The organism is Monashia sp. HAY1-5C, from assembly GCF_056755255.1.
The window spans coordinates 21,627-36,705 of the sequence record NZ_JBPGXG010000030.1 but is presented as its reverse complement, the minus strand read 5'-3'; the positions used below and the strand labels follow the sequence as shown (position 1 = coordinate 36,705).

Sequence of the window (15,079 nt, the reverse complement as noted above, 5' to 3'; positions counted from 1 at the left end):
CGCTGTAGCTCTCTCGCGTGGGCTCGGAGATGTGTATAAGAGACAGCCCGTCGAGGTGGTGCTGGGAGCGCCGCCGCCGCTGCAGGCGCCGAGGGCGATGGCCGCGGCCACGGCCGTGCCGGCTGCGACCGTCAGGCTCTTGCGAGTCCTAGTCGGAGTCATCGTTGAGTCCTTTCGTTGCGTCGCGGTGGCCCGGTCGCCGAATGGCGCGACGTGCTGTGACGGTGGTCCCGTCGATCAGGTGAGCCCGGATGCCGTGTGCCCCTTGGCACATGAGGCGTGCGGGCCGGAAGGGAGCCTGGGTCAGCTCGACCCGGGTGCTGTGCATGTCGTGTGCAGTTGCGAGGTCTGGCTGCGTCGCGTCCGAGTGGACGGTGTGGGGCGAGGTCCTCGCCCGAAGGGTGCGCGGGTCCTGGGTGAACCGCTGATGTGGTGCATCACCGGTGGCCACACTGGTCAGTGCGCCGTGGACGGCCACCTCCGTCGATGCGGGCCGGTCGCGGCGTCAGTGCCAGCGATTGGAGGATGCCTCTGGTTTGGATGCCCTGTCAAGCAATTGAGCAAACATCATAATGTTCTGACATTTGCTTGACAGGGCTGCCGGCGGGCTGGACGATCGTTCCACCACCGACACCACCCGAGGGAGAGAGCGCATGCGCATCGGACTGGCCGGAGTCGGCCGCATCGGGGCGTTCCACGCCGAGACCCTGCGCGACCTCGCGGACGTCGACGAGGTCGTCGTGGCGGACCTCGACGCCGACGCAGCCCGTGCGGTCGCCGACAAGCTCGAGGTCGGCTTCGCGGCGTCGCCGGCAGAGCTGCTCGCCTCCGGCGTCGACGGCTTCGTCATCGCCACCGCCACGCCCGGGCACGCGCCCCTTCTGCGGCTCGGCCTGCAGGCCGGTGTCCCGACGTTCTGCGAGAAGCCCGTCGCCGCGACGCTCGACGAGACGCTCGACCTCGCGCGGCTCGTCCGAGCCACGACCACACCGGTCCACGTCGGGTTCCAGCGTCGCTTCGACCGCGGGTACCAGCGCGCGCAGCAGGCCGTGGCCACCGGGCAGCTCGGGTTCGTGCACAGCATCCGGGCGCAGACGCACGACCAGGCACCGCCGCACGCCACCTACATCCCCACGAGCGGCGGCCTCTTCCGCGACTGCTCCATCCACGACTTCGACATCATCCGGTTCGTCACGGGTCGGGAGGTCGACTCCGTCTACGCCACCGGCGCCAACAAGGGCGCCGACTTCTTCTCGAAGGCCGGCGACGTCGACACCGCCGCGGCCGTGCTCACCCTCGACGACGGCACGCTCGTGTCGTTGTCCGCCACCCGCTACAACGGCGCCGGCCATGACGTCCGCATGGAGGTCCTCGGCAGCGAGGGCACGCTCGGGGTGGGCTACGACGACTCCCTCGCGGTCACCTCCGCCGAGCCGGGCGCCACCTACCCTTCGGGCCCACGCCACTGGTCCTTCATGGAGCGCTTCCTGCCGGCCTACCGTGCCGAGCTGACGGCCTTCGCCGCGGTCGCTCGCGGCACGCTGGCCTCGCCGTGCACGGTCGAGGACGCTCTCCAGGCCTTCCGCGTCGCAGAGGCCTGCGAGCTCTCCCGCCACGAGCGCCGCCGTGTCTCGCTCGACGAGATCCCCAGCCTGTGAGGGACCCGGCCACGATGAGCACCCACCCGACCACCGCGACGACCGACGCGACCACCAGCCCGACCACGACGGCCAGCGACACGACATCGGACCGCGCTTTCGACGTCGTCGCGACGGGGCGCACCGGCGTCGACATCTACCCGCTCCAGCACGGCGTGGGGCTCGAGAAGGTGCAGACCTTCCAGAAGTTCCTCGGCGGCAGTGCGACCAACGTGGCCGTCGCGGCAGCCCGTCACGGGCACCGCACCGCCCTCATCACGCGCACCGGCCAGGACCCGTTCGGCCGCTACGTCCACGAGGCGCTGCGCGAGTTCGGCGTGGACGACGCGTTCGTCTCCGCGGTGAGCGGGCCGCCCACCCCGGTCACCTTCTGCGAGGTCTTCCCCCCGGACGACTTCCCGCTCTGGTTCTACCGCTACCCCATCGCTCCCGACCTGATGATCGAGCCGGAGGACATGCCGCTCGAGGCCATTCGTGACGCGGGCGTCTACTGGTCGACCGTCACCGGTCTCTCCCAGGAGCCCAGCCGCTCGGCGCACTTCCGTGGCTGGGCGGCCCGCGGCCGCCGCGCCCACACGGTGCTCGACCTCGACTACCGCCCGATGTTCTGGTCCGACGCGGCCGAGGCCGGCGAGCAGGTCGGTCGCGCCCTGGAGCACGTGACCGTCGCCGTCGGCAACCGCGACGAGTGCGAGGTCGCCGTCGGCGAGACGGACCCCCAGCGTGCGGCCGACGCGCTGCTCGAGCGCGGCGTCGAGCTCGCGGTCGTCAAGCAGGGCCCCAAGGGGGTGCTCGCCGCGACGCGCGATGAGCGCGTCGAGGTGCGGCCCCACCCCGTCGAGGTCGTCAACGGCCTGGGAGCCGGGGATGCGTTCGGCGGCGCGCTGTGCCACGGCCTGCTCGAGGGGTGGGACCTGACCCGCGTCCTCGAGTTCGCGAACGTCGCGGGTGCGATCGTCGCGGGAAGGCTCGAGTGCTCGACCGCGATGCCGACCTCTGCCGAGGTCGAGGAACGCCTGGCCACCCCCGACCGGCACGCCTCACCGTTCGCCGGCGTCACCGAGGAGGCACGATGACCACCACGCCCGTCGGCGCCACCGTCCGCGTCCGGGACCTCACCGAGATCCGGGTGCGCGAGCCCGAGCGCATCACAGCCGCCTGGGCGGCCCGCGGGCGCCGACCTCTCGTCCGCGAGGACGGCCGGATGCTGCTCGTCGCCGCCGACCACCCGGCCCGGGGCGCGCTGGGGGTCCGTGGGGCCGGCGCCGCGATGGCCAGCCGCAGCGACCTGCTCGAGCGCCTCGTGACCGCGCTGCAGCGTCCCGGCGTCGACGGCGTGCTCGGCACGCCCGACGTGCTCGACGACCTGCTCCTGCTCGGCGCGCTCGAGGGCAAGGTCGCGATCGGCTCGATGAACCGCGGCGGCCTCCAGGGCGCCAGCTTCGAGCTCGATGACCGCTTCACCGCCTACACCGCTGCCGAGATCGCCGCCCGCGGCCTCGACGGCGGGAAGATGCTGACCCGGATCTGCTTGGACGACCCCAGCACGGTTGCGACCCTGCAGGCGAGCGCGCAGGCGGTCACCGAGCTCGCCGAGCGGCGGGTGATGGCCATGGTCGAGCCGTTCCTGTCCATCCGCCGGGCAGGCCGCGTCGTCAACCAGCTCGACCCCGACTCGACGATCCGGTCGATCCACATCGCCGCCGGCCTCGGCGCCTCGAGCGCCTACACGTGGCTCAAGCTGCCCGTCGTCGACGAGCTCGACCGCGTCATGGACGCCACGACGCTGCCGACGCTGCTGCTCGGCGGCGACCCGCAAGGCGACCCGGACGACACGTACGCGTCGTGGGGCCGGGCGCTGGAGCTGCCCGCCGTGCGTGGCCTCGTCGTCGGCCGCGCCCTGCTCTTCCCGCCCGACGGCGACGTGGCCGCCGCCGTCGACATCGCGGCCCACCTCGTGCACGGCGCCGAGGGTGGTGCAGCATGAGCTGGCACCGGCCGCACGGCACCGCGTCGCGCGACGGCTGGGACGTCGTCATAGAGCCCGACACCACCGGCTGGGAGCACACCGGGATGTATGCCGGCCGGCTCGCCGACGGTGAGACGCGCGCTCTCGGGCCCGGGCCCCGCGAACACGTCGTCGTGCCGCTGTCGGGGTCCGTCGTCGTCGCGGCGGAGGGGCCCGACGGCCGTCACGAGGCGAAGCTCGAGGGTCGCGCCTCCGTGTTCGAGGGCGCGACGGACGTCGCCTACGTCCCCGCTGGGACCGGCCTGGGCGTCACCGCGGTCGGGGATGCCCGTGTGGCCGTCGTCTTCGCCGTGACGCCCTCTGCCGAGGCGCGGTTCGCGTTCCGGCACGTGAGCGCGAGCGACGTGCCCGTCGAGCTCCGTGGCGCAGGCAGCGCCTCCCGCGAGGTGCGCAACTTCGGCGTCCCGGACGTCCTCGAGGCGGACTCGATCATCGCCTGCGAGGTCGTGACCCCGGCCGGCAACTGGAGCTCCTGGCCGCCGCACAAGCACGACGAGGAGCGGCCGGGTGAGGAGACGCAGCTCGAGGAGATCTACTACTTCGAGGTGGCGCCCGAGGCGGGCTCGCCCGAGGCCGCGGCCACCGATCCCATCGGCTACCAGCGCGTCTACGGCACGGAGCACCGGCCGATCGACGTGCTCGCGGAGGTGCGGGCGGGCGACGTCGTGCTCGTCCCGCACGGCTGGCACGGACCCGCGATCGCCGCTCCCGGCTACGACCTCTACTACCTCAACGTCATGGCGGGCCCCGGCGAGGAGCGCGCGTGGCTCATCTGCGACGACCCGGCACACGGCTGGGTCCGCGACACCTGGGCCGACCAGCCGGTCGACCCTCGACTGCCGCTTGGAGGCACCCGATGACGCGTGACGACCAGCAGACCGTGCGGCTCACCGTGGCACAGGCCGTGGTCCGCTTCCTCGCCAACCAGTGGAGCGAGCGCGACGGCGAGCGGCAGAAGCTCTTCGCCGGCTGCTTCGGCATCTTCGGCCACGGGAACGTCGCGGGCCTGGGACAGGCGCTGCTGCAGAACGAGCTGGCCGACGGTGAGGAGCACCTCCCGTACGTCCTCGCTCGCAACGAGCAGGCGATGGTGCACACGTCCGTCGCCTACGCCCGGCAGAAGGACCGTCTCCAGACGTGGGCGTGCACCGCGTCCGTCGGGCCGGGCTCGACGAACATGCTCACCGGCGCCGCCCTGGCGACGATCAACCGGATCCCCGTGCTGCTGCTGCCCTCCGGCACCTTCGCGACGCGCGTCAGCGCGCCGGTGCTCCAGGAGCTCGAGCAGCCGCATTCCGGTGACGTGACGGTCAACGACGCCTTCCGCCCGCTGTCGAGGTTCTTCGACCGGGTCAGCCGTCCCGAGCAGCTGCCGTCGGCGCTGCTGGGCGCCATGCGGGTCCTCACCGACCCGGTCGAGACCGGTGCCGTCACCATCGCGCTGCCCCAGGACGTCCAGGCCGAGGCCTTCGACTGGCCGGTCGAGCTCTTCGCGGCTCGCGTGTGGCGCATCGCCCGACCGTTGCCCGAGGCCGTCGACATCGCCGACGCCGCCGAGCTCGTCCGCTCGGCCAGGCGCCCCCTCGTCGTCGCGGGTGGCGGCGTGCACTACTCCGGTGCCGAGGACGCGTTGCGCGCCTTCTGCGAGGCCACCGGCATCCCGGTCGGGGAGTCGCAGGCCGGCAAGGGCTCGCTCCCCCACGGCCACCCGCAGCAGATGGGGGCCATCGGCTCGACCGGGACGACGGCGGCGAACGCCCTCGCCGCGGAGGCTGACCTCGTCATCGGGATCGGCACGCGCTGGAGCGACTTCACCACCGCGTCGCGGACGGCCTTCCAGGGCGACGACGTCCGCTTCGTCAACATCAACGTCGCCCGTTTCGACGCGGGCAAGCACTCGGGCCTCGCCGTCGTCTCCGACGCCCGCGAGGCGCTCACGGCGCTGACCGAGGCCCTGCAGGGGTATGCCGTCGACGATGCCTACCGCTCGCGCCAGGCCGCGCTCTGGGCCGAGTGGGACTCGGCTGTCGAGCGCGCCTTCAACCCGTCGAGCGACGTCACGGACACGCTGGCCGAGGGCCTGCTGACCCAGGGGCAGGTGCTCGGCGCCGTCAACGAGCTGACCGACCCGCGCGACGTCGTGCTCTGCGCGGCCGGGTCGATGCCGGGTGACATCCACAAGCTGTGGCGCGTCCGCGACCGCAAGGCCTACCACGTCGAGTACGGCTACTCCTGCATGGGCTACGAGGTGCCGGCATCGATCGGCATCCGGCTCGCCGACGAGTCCCGGGACGTCTTCGCGATGGTCGGTGACGGCGGCTACCTGATGATGCCGACGGAGCTCGTCACGGCGGTGCAGGAGCGGGTGAAGGTCGTCGTCGTGCTCGTGCAGAACCACGGCTTCCACTCGATCGGGTCGCTGTCGGAGTCCCTCGGCTCGCAGCGCTTCGGCACGGCCTACCGCTTCCGGGGCGAGTCCTCGGGTCGCCTCGACGGCGACGTGCTGCCCGTCGACCTCGCAGCCAACGCCCGGTCGCTCGGCGCGCACGTCATCGAGGTGCGCTCGGTCGACGAGCTTCGCCAGGCCGTCAAGGAGGCCAAGGCGTGGCCGGCCCACGGCGGCCCCGTCGTCATCCACGTCGAGACCGACCCGAGGGTCTACGCCCCCGACAGCGCGTCGTGGTGGGACGTGCCGGTCTCCCAGGTCAGCGACCTCGAGACGACGCAGACGGCATACGGCGAGTACCTCGACCACAAGGCCACCCAGCGCCCACTGCTCTCCCCGCCTCGCGCGGACCGCTGACCCACCCGGCTGACGAAGGAGCTCACCCCCATGAAGCTCGCCCTCGACCCGTACATGTTCCGTGAGACGCCACTGCTCGAGCTGCCGGCCCTCGTGGCCGACCTCGGCTACGAGTGGATCGAGCTGTCGCCGCGTGAGGACTTCATCCCCTTCTTCAACCACCCCCGCGTCGACGACGCCGGCGTGGCCGCCTTCCGGGCCGCGCTGCGCGCGGCAGGAGTCGGGGTGTCGTCGGTGCTGCCGCTCTTCCGGTGGAGCGGGCCGGACGAGGAGGACCGCCAGGCCGCCGTCCGCTACTGGAAGCGCGCCATCCAGATCACCTCCGACCTGGGCGTCGACACCATGAACTCCGAGCTCAACGGCAACCCTCGTCAGGCCGCAGTCTGCGAGCGGAGGTTCTGGCAGTCGATGGAGGAGCTGCTCCCCGAGCTCGAGAAGGAGGGCATCCGGCTCGTGCTCGAGCCCCACCCCGACGACTGGGAGGAGGACGGCAAGCGCGCCGTCGACATCATCCGCGGCATCAACTCGCCGAACGTCTCGTTCCTCTACTGCGCCCCGCACACCTTCCACCAGGGCAACGACTGCGACGGGATCCTCGACAAGGCAGGCGACCTCGTGACCATGGTCCACGTGGCCGACGCCTACGACCACACCGCGTCGTCGGGGCTGCGCTACATCGTCAACCCGCCCGGCGCGCAGGTCACGGTGCACCAGCATCTCGACATCGGCCAGGGCGAGGTCGACTTCGGTCAGCTCTTCGCCGGCCTCGAGCGGATCGGCTTCGACGGCATCGTCACCTCCTGCGTCTTCGCCTGGGAGGACCGCGCCCGCGAGTCGAGCACGTACATGCGCGACACCATCCGCTCCTACCTGGACAAGTGGGCCACCCCTCCCCTGCTCGTCTCCCCCTGAGCCACACCACCCCGGCATCCGCCGGCTGTCACACCGAAGGACCACCATGAGCACGCCCACCCGCATCACCCACCTCATCGACGGCCGGCCGTGGGCCGGCACCGCCGAGCGCACCTCCCCCGTCTTCAACCCGGCCACCGGCGAGCAGACCGGCGTCCTCGACCTGGCCTCGGCGGCTCTCGTCGACGAGGCCGTCAAGAGCGCCCGGGCCGCCTGGGAGGAGTGGGCCGACGCGTCGCTCGCCAAACGGTCCCAGGTGCTCTTCGCCTTCCGCGAGCTGCTCAACGCCCGCAAGCAGGAGATCGGCGCGCTCATCACCGCCGAGCACGGCAAGGTGCTCTCCGACGCCGTCGGCGAGGTGACGCGCGGCCTGGAGGTCGCCGAGTTCGCCTGCGGCATCCCGTACCTGCTCAAGGGCGGCTTCAGCGAGAACGCCTCGACGAATGTCGACGTGTACTCGATCCGCCAGCCGGTCGGCGTGGTGGCCGTCATCTCGCCGTTCAACTTCCCGGCGATGGTGCCGCTGTGGTTCATCCCCATCGCCATCGCGTGCGGCAACGCCGTCGTGCTCAAGCCGTCCGAGAAGGACCCGTCGGCGGCCCTCGCCGTGGCGGCGCTGTGGAAGGAGGCGGGCCTGCCCGACGGCGTCATGCAGGTCGTCAACGGCGACAAGGAGGCCGTCGACGCGCTGCTGACCCACCCCGACGTCAGGTCGGTGTCGTTCGTCGGGTCGACGCCGATCGCGAAGTACGTCTACGAGACGGGTACGGCGCACGGCAAGCGCGTCCAGGCCCTCGGCGGCGCGAAGAACCACATGCTCGTGCTGCCCGACGCCGACCTGGACCTCGCCGCCGACGCCGCCGTCAACGCCGGCTTCGGCTCCGCCGGGGAGCGCTGCATGGCGATCAGCGCCCTCGTGGCGGTCGAGCCGATCGCCGACGAGCTCGTCTCCAAGATCAGGGACCGCATGGGCAAGCTCGTCACCGGCGACGGTACCCGTGGCTGCGACATGGGCCCGCTCGTGACGAAGCAGCACCGCGACAAGGTGGCCGGCTACCTCGACTCCGGTGTGGCCGACGGGGCGACGCTCGTCGTCGACGGCCGCGAGGGCGACGTGGACTCCGACGGCGAGGGCTACTTCCTCGCGCCGACGCTCTTCGACAACGTCAGGCCGGGGATGTCGGTGTACGACGACGAGATCTTCGGCCCGGTGCTGTCGGTCGTGCGCGTCCACTCCTACGACGAGGGCCTCGAGCTCATCAACGCCAACCCGTACGGCAACGGCACGGCGATCTTCACCAACGACGGCGGAGCGGCCCGCACGTTCCAGCGGAACGTCGAGGTCGGCATGGTCGGCGTCAACGTGCCGATCCCGGTGCCGGTGTCGTACTACTCGTTCGGCGGCTGGAAGAGCTCGCTCTTCGGCGACACGCACGCGCACGGCATCGAGGGTGTCCACTTCTTCACGCGCGGCAAGGTCGTGACGTCGCGCTGGCTCGACCCGAGCCACGGCGGCCTCAACCTCGGCTTTCCCCAGAACGACTGAGCCACAAGGCCTTTGCACGAGCCCCGGAAGAGAAGACCGGACCGATGACATTCCCCACGGCGTTGCCCGCACCGCGCACCCCGGACCCGATGGATGCCCCGCCGCTGCGGTGGGGCGTCCTCGGGACGGGCTGGATCGCGCAGCGCTTCTGCGACGCGATGGTGCGGCACACGCGCCAGCGCGTGCTCGCCGTCGGGTCGAGGACGCGCGAGGGAGCCGACACGTTCGCCGACGACCTCGTCGTGCGCAACGCCGGCGTGGACACGGGCCGGCCCGTGGAGCGCCCTAAGGCGTACGGATCGTACGAGGCACTCGTCGCCGACCCCGACGTCGACGTCGTCTACGTCGCGACTCCGCACCACCTGCACCTGCCGCACGGGCGCCTCGCGCTCGAGGCAGGCAAGGCGACGGTCGTCGAGAAGCCGATGGGCATCTCGGCGGCGGAGGTGGCCTCGCTCGAGGCCCTGGCGTCGGCGCGGGGGCTCTTCCTCATGGAGGCGCTGTGGTCGGCCCACCTGCCGAAGTTCGACGTCATCCGCCAGCTGCTGGACGACGGCGCCCTCGGCACGGTGCACTCCGTCCAGGCCGAGCTCGGTGAGCACTTCGGGCCCGAGCACCGGATCATGCGCGCCGACCTCTTCGGTGGTCCGCGGTACGACCTGCTGACCTACCCGCTGTGGTTCGCGCGCTGGGTCCTCGGCGACCTCGACGAGGTCACCGAGGTCGTGACGCCGGCCCCGGCGTCGCTGAGCCCGGACCGCGTCGAGGGGCAGATCGCCGTGTCGGCGCGGTCGGCATCGGGTGGCGTCGCCTCGCTGTTCGCGACGATCCTCGGCGACACCCCGACGACCGCGACCGTCGTCGGCTCGGCCGCGACGCTGCGCATCGACGGACCCTTCTACCAGCCGGGCGGCTTCACGCTGCGCGCGCACGACGGCCGCGAGCTGCGGTACGACGAGCCGCGCATCGGCCACGCCGGGCTCCACCACGAGGCGGCGGCGGCAGCGCGCGCCGTCCCAGCCGGGCGCAGTGCCGCCCACCACCAGACCACCGGGTGACCCGCGGCGAGGGAGCCGCAACCCGAGGAAGCGAGAGGAAGCACCATGGCCGAGTCCAAGGCCCGCAACACCGACGATCGCTACAGCAAGCTGACGATCGGCGTGTGCCCCGACCAGTGGGGCGTCTGGTTCCCCGAGGACGACAAGCAGATCCATTGGGAGACAGCGCTCGACGAGATGGCCGAGGCCGGCTTCTCGGTCATGGAGACCGGCCCGTTCGGCTACTTCCCCAAGGATCCGAAGCGCCTCCAGGAGGAGATGGACAAGCGCGGCTTCCGCGTCGTCGCCGGTACCGGATGGGGCATCCTGCACCGGCCGGAGGCCTGGGCCGACACGGAGAAGACCTTCCGCGAGATCGCCGAGACGCACGCCGCGGTCGGCGCGGAGTACATCGTCCACCTGCCGCCACTCTTCCGCGACGACAAGACGTGGGAGTTCACCGACGACCGCGTCCTGTCGACCGAGGCCTGGAACGCCTACATCGCCAACGCCGACCGGCTCGGACGCATCATGAAGGAGGACTACGGCCTCCGGATGGTGCTGCACCCGCACGGTGACAGCCACATCGAGACGCCCGAGGACATCGACCGCATCTTCCAGGCGACCGACCCCGACTACGTCGGCTTCTGCCTCGACACGGGCCACGTCGTCTACGGCGGCGGCGACCCGGTGGAGCTGTGCCGCAGGTACCCCGAGCGCATCTCCTACGTCCACATCAAGGCGATGGACGAGGGCCTGGTCAAGCAGGCCCACGACGAGGACTGGCCCTTCGGCCTGGCCGTCGCCAAGGGCTGCTCCGTCGCCCCGCCTGCCGGCGCGCCGGACATGCCCTCGCTCGTCGAGGCCCTCGCCGACCTCGACAAGGAGCTCTACGTCGTCTGCGAGCAGGACATGTATCCCTGCGACCCGTCCTACCCGCTGCCCAACGCCATCCAGACGCGCGAGTACCTCGCCTCCATCGGCCTCGGCCTCAAGTGACGAAGGAGTCACAGGACATGACCGTTCGCATCGGGATGATCGGCCCCGGCGGGATGGGCCAGGCCCACATCGACCGCATCCACAGCGTCATCGCGGGCGGTCGTGTCGTCGCCGTGAGCGACGTCGACGAGGTCCGGGCCAAGGAGGTCGCCGAACGGATCGGAGGGACGTCCTACGCGACGTCGGCCGACCTCATCGGCTCGGACGAGGTCGACGCGGTGATGATCTGCAGCTACGGACCTGCGCACGAGGTCGACGTGCTGGCGGCGGTCGCCGTGGGCAAGCCGGTCTTCTGCGAGAAGCCGCTGACGCCGACCGCCGAGGCGGCGCTGCGCATCATGGAGGCGGAGCAGGCCGTCGGACGGCGCCTGGTGACCGTCGGGTTCATGCGACGCTTCGACCACGGCTACCGACAGATGAAGGCGCTGCTCGACTCGGGGCAGCTCGGCGAGACGCTCATGGTGCACTGCGCGCACCGCAACCCCACGGTGCCAGCGCACTACACGTGGGACATGGCCATCAACGACACGGCGATCCACGAGATCGACACGATGCGTTGGCTGCTCGGCGAGGAGTTCGTCTCCGCGCGGGTCGACAAGCCGAAGAAGACGTCCCTGCGGTTCGAGCACCTGCAGGACCCCCTGGTGCTGGTCCTCGAGACCGAGTCGGGCGTACGCGTCGACGACGAGATCTTCGTCAACTGCCAGTTCGGCTACGACATCCGCTGCGAGGCCGTGGCCGAGAAGGGCACGGTGTCGCTCGCCGACCAGAACGCCGTCGAGGTGCGCGACGGCTCGGGCCACCGCAACGCGATCAGCACCGACCACAACGACCGCTTCCGGGGCGCGTTCGTCACCGAGGTCCAGGAGTGGATCGACGCGGTGGCGCGCGGCGAGCACACCGGCTCCACGTCGTGGGACGGGTATGCCGCAGCGTGCGTCTGCGACGCCGGCGTCAAGGCCCTGACCGATGACGGCGTCGTCAAGGTCGAGATGATCGACAAGCCCGCCTTCTACGCCTGAGGCCGCGCGAAACAGGCCCCTGCGCACGAAACGGGTTCGGTCCGGCGGCCTGTCGCCGGACCGAACCCGTCATGGGCCGCCCTCCGCCCTCGACACCGCCCTCAGCACGGTGGCGGGGCGGTGCTGGCGCGGATGACGAGCTCGGGCTCGACAACGGCACCGACGGCTTCGGCGCTCCCGTTCACCTCCACCTCGTCGAGCCGTGACGTCACGGCGCGGACGGCCTCGGCACCGAGCCTCGCGGCGTCCTGGCGGACCGTCGTCAGCGCCACGTGCGGGTAGCCGGCCTGCTCGATGTCGTCGAACCCGACGACCGACACGTCGCGCGGCACCCGCAGCCCCGCCTGGCGCACGACGTCGATGAAACCCAGGGCGCACCGGTCGTTGAACGCGGCCACGGCGGTGGGCTGCTCGCTCCCGAGCTCGAGGAACGCCTGGCCCGCCCGGGCCCCGTCCAGCTCCGTCAGGCCTCCTGGGAGGAGCGTCCCCTGCGCGCCGGTCCCCCTGCCCATGCCACGGCGAAACCCCAGTCGCCGTTCGGCCGCGCCCGGCGCACGGCCTCCGTCGAGCGCGGCGATGCGCTCATGGCCGATCTGACGCAGGTGCTCGACCGCCAACCGCGACCCCAGTGCGTCGTCGGTGCGCACCACCCCGACTCCCCGAGCACGGACGGGCCGCAGCACGCTGGCAACCGCCACCCGTTCGGCGAGCCGCGCCATGGCACCCGGTGCGAGGCCGCTCCCCACGAGAAGGAGCCCCTCGCACCGCTCGGCGAGCAGCGTGTCGACCGCATCCGTGTCGGACCGGTCGGCGGTGACGCCGCTCAGCACCACCTCGTACCCGGCCGCGTCGGCCTCGGTGTAGAGGCTGCGGATCACCTCGCCGTGGAAGGCGTGGCCCACCGCGAAGGTGACACCCAGAGTCCGGGTCCGGCCGCGGCCGAGCCGACTGGCGCGGGTGTCCGGCCGGTAGTCCAGGTCGGCGGCCGCGGCGAGCACGCGGGCGCGCGTCTCCTCGGAGGCCCCGGCGACGCCGCGGAACACGATCGACACGAGCGCGCGCGACACTCCGGCTCGTGCCGCCACGTCCTCCATCGTCACGCGTGCGGTCGCCATGCGTCCGAAGTGTAGAGCGCTCCAGACGATTCTGCGGTGATCTCTTGACGGCGACTCGGCATTGGCCCCACCATCGGACTAGAGCGCTCTAGTTCAGGAGCGAAAGGAGCCCCCCGTGACCGCCCCAGGTCCAGTACGCGTCGGCCTCATCGGCGCCGGCCGCATCGGCACCCACCACGCCACGACTCTCGCCCGTCGACTCCCCGAGGCCGAGCTCGTCGCCGTCGCGGACCCGTTCGAGGCGTCCGCCCGGCGCCTCGGTGATGACCTCGGGGTCGAGTGGCTCACCGACCCCCAGGCCCTCCTCGACGACCCGCGCATCGAGGCCGTCGCCATCACCTGTGCCAGCACGGCACACGCCGACCTCGTCGTGGCCGCGGCCCGCGCCGGCAAGGCGGTCTTCGTCGAGAAGCCGATGGCCATGACACTCGCCGACGCCGACCGCGCCATCGCCGCCGTCGAGCAGGCCGGCGTCCCGCTGCAGGTCGGCTTCAACCGCCGCTTCGCCCGCGACTTCGCCACCGCCCACGACGCGGTCGCTGCCGGACGTGTCGGCACCCCGCAGCTGCTCCGCTCGCTGACGCGCGACCCCGGCCTGGCCGACCCCGGCGCCGTCCCGCGGTGGACGATCTTCACCCAGACCCTCATCCACGACTTCGACGCGCTCAACTGGTTCAACGCCGGCGCCCGGGCCGTCGAGGTCAGTGTCATGGCCGACGCCCTCGTCGCGCCGGACTTCAAAGGTGCAGGCCTGCTCGACACCGCGGTCGTCACGATCCGCTACGACAACGGTGCCATCGGCGTCGCCGAGGCCAGCTTCTCGGCGGCCTACGGCTACGACGTCCGCGGCGAGGTCTTCGGCTCGGCCGGCATGGTGCAGGCAGGTGGCGCCGCGCACCTGACGACGAGCCTCTGGACCGTCGACGGCCTCTCGGCGCCGACCGCACGCAAGGACACCGATCTCTTCGCCGACGCGTATGCCGCCGAGCTGGCTGCGTTCTGCACGGCCGTGCGCGCCGGCACCCCCACGGTGGTCGACGGCCACGACGCGCGCGCAGCCCTGCGGATCGCCCTGGCCTGCATCGAGGCCGTGCAGGCCGGCACCACCGTCACGATCCGCGACGACGACCGCGAGGTCGTCGCATGAGCGGCGCAACGCCCGGCGACGCACGGCCGTTCACCCTCGCCGTGAGCTCCGAGATGGTCTTCCTCGACCTGCCCGTGACCGAGCGGGTCCGCAGGATCCACCAGCTCGGCTTCGCCGTCGAGATCTGGGACTGGACGCGCCACGACGTGGACGCGCTGGAGGCGCTCCGGCAGGAGGGCGTCGTCTTCTCGTCGATGACCGGCTACGTGCGAGGGCGCCTCGCGGACCCCGATGGCGCCGACGAGCTGCTGGCGACGGCCGCCGAGTCGGTGCCCGTCGCCGCGCGCCTCGGCATCCCCCGCCTCAACCTGCACGGGACCGGCCTCGACGACAAGGGGTTCCCGGTCCGGCCGGCCCACGAGGTGACGGGGGCGATGTGGCTGCAGGCCCGGGAGACCCTGAGCCGGGTCGCCGAGCTCGGCGAGCGCGAGGGCGTGCAGTTCGTCCTCGAGAACCTCAACACCGACGTCGACCACCCCGGCACGCCGTTCGCCCGCGCTGCCGACTGCCTGGCGCTCGTCGAGGCGGTCGACAGCCCGCACCTGCGGCTCATGCTCGACCTCTACCACGCCCAGATCGGCGAGGGGAACCTCATCGAGCTGTGCCGGCGGGCGCTGCCGTGGATCGGCGAGGTCCAGGTCGCCGACGTGCCGGGGCGCTGCGAGCCCGGGACCGGCGAGATCGCGTTCCCCGCCGTGGCTCGCGCGCTCGCCGACATGGGCTACCGAGGCACCGTCGGCCTCGAGGCCTGGGCCTCGGGCCCCCCGGAGCTCGCCCTCAAGCGGTTCCGCGACGCCTTCACCCTCTGACA

The 15,079-nt window shown here is 71.8% G+C and carries 13 protein-coding genes; 12 read left to right on the top strand and 1 reads right to left on the bottom strand.

The features are described 5' to 3' along the window. Nucleotides 1-653: 653 nt before the first annotated feature. The 10 genes from ACR9ZK_RS06960 to ACR9ZK_RS06915 are packed head-to-tail and all read left to right on the top strand — an operon-like array spanning nt 654 to nt 12,006. Nucleotides 654-1,658 (top strand): Gfo/Idh/MocA family protein, encoded by a 1,005-nt coding sequence (locus ACR9ZK_RS06960; protein ID WP_481341165.1) that lies wholly within the window; start codon nt 654-656, stop codon nt 1,656-1,658. Nucleotides 1,659-1,672: 14 nt separating this feature from the next. Further along, nucleotides 1,673-2,734, top strand: coding sequence for a 5-dehydro-2-deoxygluconokinase (gene iolC / locus ACR9ZK_RS06955; protein WP_481341164.1), 1,062 nt, complete (start codon nt 1,673-1,675; stop codon nt 2,732-2,734). Next, nucleotides 2,731-3,645, top strand: a complete 915-nt coding sequence (locus tag ACR9ZK_RS06950; RefSeq protein ID WP_481341163.1) for a Cgl0159 family (beta/alpha)8-fold protein — start codon at nt 2,731-2,733, stop codon at nt 3,643-3,645. Before iolC ends, ACR9ZK_RS06950 begins: the two co-directional genes overlap by 4 nt. Continuing rightward, entirely contained in the window at nt 3,642-4,547 is a 906-nt protein-coding gene (gene iolB, locus ACR9ZK_RS06945; RefSeq protein ID WP_481341162.1) for a 5-deoxy-glucuronate isomerase, read from the top strand. Before ACR9ZK_RS06950 ends, iolB begins: the two co-directional genes overlap by 4 nt. Next, nucleotides 4,544-6,490, top strand: coding sequence for a 3D-(3,5/4)-trihydroxycyclohexane-1,2-dione acylhydrolase (decyclizing) (gene iolD, locus ACR9ZK_RS06940; RefSeq protein WP_481341161.1), 1,947 nt, complete (start codon nt 4,544-4,546; stop codon nt 6,488-6,490). The genes iolB and iolD overlap by 4 nt, the downstream gene beginning before the upstream one ends. A gap of 30 nt (nt 6,491-6,520) precedes the next feature. After that, nucleotides 6,521-7,402 carry a sugar phosphate isomerase/epimerase family protein gene (locus tag ACR9ZK_RS06935; RefSeq protein WP_481341160.1) on the top strand — a complete coding sequence of 294 codons (882 nt, stop codon included), beginning with the start codon at nt 6,521-6,523 and terminating at the stop codon, nt 7,400-7,402. Between the two features lie 46 nt (nt 7,403-7,448). Continuing rightward, nucleotides 7,449-8,948 carry a CoA-acylating methylmalonate-semialdehyde dehydrogenase gene (locus ACR9ZK_RS06930; RefSeq protein ID WP_481341159.1) on the top strand — a complete coding sequence of 500 codons (1,500 nt, stop codon included), beginning with the start codon at nt 7,449-7,451 and terminating at the stop codon, nt 8,946-8,948. A 44-nt stretch (nt 8,949-8,992) separates the two neighbouring features. Continuing rightward, the gene (locus tag ACR9ZK_RS06925; protein WP_481341158.1) at nt 8,993-10,006 is read left to right on the top strand and encodes a Gfo/Idh/MocA family protein; all 1,014 of its coding nucleotides are present in this window, start codon (nt 8,993-8,995) and stop codon (nt 10,004-10,006) included. A 45-nt stretch (nt 10,007-10,051) separates the two neighbouring features. Beyond that, nucleotides 10,052-10,984, top strand: a complete 933-nt coding sequence (locus ACR9ZK_RS06920; RefSeq protein ID WP_481341157.1) for a TIM barrel protein — start codon at nt 10,052-10,054, stop codon at nt 10,982-10,984. A gap of 17 nt (nt 10,985-11,001) precedes the next feature. Further along, nucleotides 11,002-12,006: a Gfo/Idh/MocA family protein gene (locus tag ACR9ZK_RS06915; protein ID WP_481341156.1), complete on the top strand. Its 1,005-nt coding sequence runs from the start codon at nt 11,002-11,004 to the stop codon at nt 12,004-12,006. Nucleotides 12,007-12,107: 101 nt separating this feature from the next. Here the strand turns inward: ACR9ZK_RS06915 and ACR9ZK_RS06910 are convergent, their stop codons facing one another. After that, nucleotides 12,108-13,121 carry a LacI family DNA-binding transcriptional regulator gene (locus tag ACR9ZK_RS06910; RefSeq protein WP_481341155.1) on the bottom strand — a complete coding sequence of 338 codons (1,014 nt, stop codon included), beginning with the start codon at nt 13,119-13,121 and terminating at the stop codon, nt 12,108-12,110. Nucleotides 13,122-13,236: 115 nt separating this feature from the next. Between ACR9ZK_RS06910 and ACR9ZK_RS06905 the strand changes: the two genes are divergently transcribed. After that, nucleotides 13,237-14,268: a Gfo/Idh/MocA family oxidoreductase gene (locus tag ACR9ZK_RS06905; RefSeq protein ID WP_481341154.1), complete on the top strand. Its 1,032-nt coding sequence runs from the start codon at nt 13,237-13,239 to the stop codon at nt 14,266-14,268. Beyond that, the gene (locus ACR9ZK_RS06900; RefSeq protein ID WP_481341153.1) at nt 14,265-15,077 is read left to right on the top strand and encodes a TIM barrel protein; all 813 of its coding nucleotides are present in this window, start codon (nt 14,265-14,267) and stop codon (nt 15,075-15,077) included. The genes ACR9ZK_RS06905 and ACR9ZK_RS06900 overlap by 4 nt, the downstream gene beginning before the upstream one ends. The last annotated feature ends 2 nt before the right edge of the window (nt 15,078-15,079 follow it).

Excerpts from the sequence above, each read along its gene's own strand:
- ACR9ZK_RS06930 (WP_481341159.1), top strand. The coding sequence starts at position 7,449 with ATGAGCACGCCCACCCGCATCACCCACCTCATCGACGGCCGGCCGTGG.
- iolD (WP_481341161.1), top strand. The coding sequence starts at position 4,544 with ATGACGCGTGACGACCAGCAGACCGTGCGGCTCACCGTGGCACAGGCC.
- ACR9ZK_RS06920 (WP_481341157.1), top strand. The coding sequence starts at position 10,052 with ATGGCCGAGTCCAAGGCCCGCAACACCGACGATCGCTACAGCAAGCTG.
- ACR9ZK_RS06915 (WP_481341156.1), top strand. The coding sequence starts at position 11,002 with ATGACCGTTCGCATCGGGATGATCGGCCCCGGCGGGATGGGCCAGGCC.
- iolC (WP_481341164.1), top strand. The coding sequence starts at position 1,673 with ATGAGCACCCACCCGACCACCGCGACGACCGACGCGACCACCAGCCCG.
- ACR9ZK_RS06900 (WP_481341153.1), top strand. The coding sequence starts at position 14,265 with ATGAGCGGCGCAACGCCCGGCGACGCACGGCCGTTCACCCTCGCCGTG.
- ACR9ZK_RS06925 (WP_481341158.1), top strand. The coding sequence starts at position 8,993 with ATGACATTCCCCACGGCGTTGCCCGCACCGCGCACCCCGGACCCGATG.
- ACR9ZK_RS06960 (WP_481341165.1), top strand. The coding sequence starts at position 654 with ATGCGCATCGGACTGGCCGGAGTCGGCCGCATCGGGGCGTTCCACGCC.
- iolB (WP_481341162.1), top strand. The coding sequence starts at position 3,642 with ATGAGCTGGCACCGGCCGCACGGCACCGCGTCGCGCGACGGCTGGGAC.
- ACR9ZK_RS06950 (WP_481341163.1), top strand. The coding sequence starts at position 2,731 with ATGACCACCACGCCCGTCGGCGCCACCGTCCGCGTCCGGGACCTCACC.
- ACR9ZK_RS06910 (WP_481341155.1), bottom strand. The coding sequence starts at position 13,121 with ATGGCGACCGCACGCGTGACGATGGAGGACGTGGCGGCACGAGCCGGA.
- ACR9ZK_RS06935 (WP_481341160.1), top strand. The coding sequence starts at position 6,521 with ATGAAGCTCGCCCTCGACCCGTACATGTTCCGTGAGACGCCACTGCTC.